This window comes from Rhodococcus sp. A14, from assembly GCF_011603105.1.
GTDB classification, from domain to species: domain Bacteria; phylum Actinomycetota; class Actinomycetes; order Mycobacteriales; family Mycobacteriaceae; genus Rhodococcus_F; species Rhodococcus_F opacus.
Genome location: NZ_JAAOQS010000264.1, coordinates 1 through 1390, shown reverse-complemented (window position 1 = coordinate 1390; position 1390 = coordinate 1). Strand labels below are relative to the sequence as shown.

At 69.6% G+C, this 1390-nt stretch carries 1 protein-coding gene; it reads left to right on the top strand.

What is annotated here, in order from left to right:
* Positions 1 to 213 precede the first annotated feature (213 nt).
* Positions 214 to 1218: an alcohol dehydrogenase catalytic domain-containing protein gene (locus G9373_RS45270; RefSeq protein WP_167121326.1), complete on the top strand. Its 1005-nt coding sequence runs from the start codon at positions 214 to 216 to the stop codon at positions 1216 to 1218.
* Positions 1219 to 1390 lie beyond the last annotated feature (172 nt).

The following is a 1390-nucleotide window of genomic DNA, read 5'->3' as shown; positions in this document are numbered from 1 at the left end:
GTGTTCAGCAAGATCGACAAGGCCCGCGCGCACTACGAGAAGATCGGTCTCGGCGCCGACTACGTCGACCGCTTCATCCGCTGACACTGCGGCGGACACCGCCTGACATGGCGCAACCACACCGAGTGCCCTCGGCACTCGGGGGCGGTGTCCGCCGGCGCCCCACCCTCTCATCCCTGAGCCCGGCAGCGGGCGAAAGTGAGCAGGTTCCCCATGCGAGCTCTGACCAAGAGAAGTGCCACTCCCCACGACGTCGTCGTGCAGGATCTGCCCAAGCCCGAACCGGGCCCGGGACAGGTGCGGGTACGCACCGAGGCGTGCGGGTTGTGCGGCAGCGACGTGCACGCCTGGCGTCACGACACCGGCTACGAATGGATCCGCCCCCCGGTCGTGCTCGGACACGAGGCGGTCGGATACGTCGAAGCCCTCGGCGAGGGCGTCGACCCGACCTGGATCGGCACACGCGTTGTCCCCGTTGCCATCGACGGCTGCGGCGTGTGCGATCTGTGCGAGCGCGGTTTCCGGCAGATCTGCCCCCGGCGCACCGTCCTCGGATTGTCCTTCGACGGCGCCGCCGCCGAATCGTTCGTCGTCCCCGAGGTCCGCGTCGTCGAGGTCGACCGGCATCTGCCTGCGTCGACCCTGGCGCTGACCGAACCACTGTCGGTCGCCTGCCGCGCGGTCGCGCACATCGAGAACGCCGCCGACGGCCCCACCCGGGTGGTGGTATCCGGGCCCGGACCGATCGGCACGATGGCCGCCCTCGTCCTCGCCCAGCGCGGCCACGATGTCGTGCTCTCCGGGGTCGGCAACGATGAGAACGTGCGATTGCCGCTGGCCCGCGCGCTCGGTCTGCGCACCGTGATCGCCGGCCGGGACGCGCTGCCTTTCATTCCCACCGCCTGGGTCGACGCCTCCGGTTCGACGGCAGCGCTCGATGCTGCCATCGCCGCGGTCCTGCCCGGCAGCCCCATCTCCGTCGTCGGCCTGTTCGCCCGCACCGGACCGGTCGACTTCAACGCCGTCACCCGCAAGGAGATTCGTCTGCAGGGCAGTTACGGATCGACGAAGGTCGATTACCGGGCCGCTGCCGACGCGATGGCCGCCGACCCGGCACCGTGGCCCCGGCTGGTGACCGAAATTTCCCTCACTGATGCGGCTTCGGCGCTCGAACGCGCCGCGGCCGGTCACGACATGAAGGTCGTGCTCGTCCCATGACCAGACCGGATCCCACCCCTGTCCCGAAAGGACACGCCATGTCCACACCCGACATTGCGGCCGAACCCGCCATCCACGCGGCCGGGCGCACCTCGATCGTCAAGGTCGCCTTCGCCAGCATGATCGGCACGGCCGTCGAATGGTATGACTTCTTCCTCTACGGCTCGGCCGC

Excerpts from the sequence above, each read along its gene's own strand:
- G9373_RS45270 (WP_167121326.1), top strand. The coding sequence starts at position 214 with ATGCGAGCTCTGACCAAGAGAAGTGCCACTCCCCACGACGTCGTCGTG.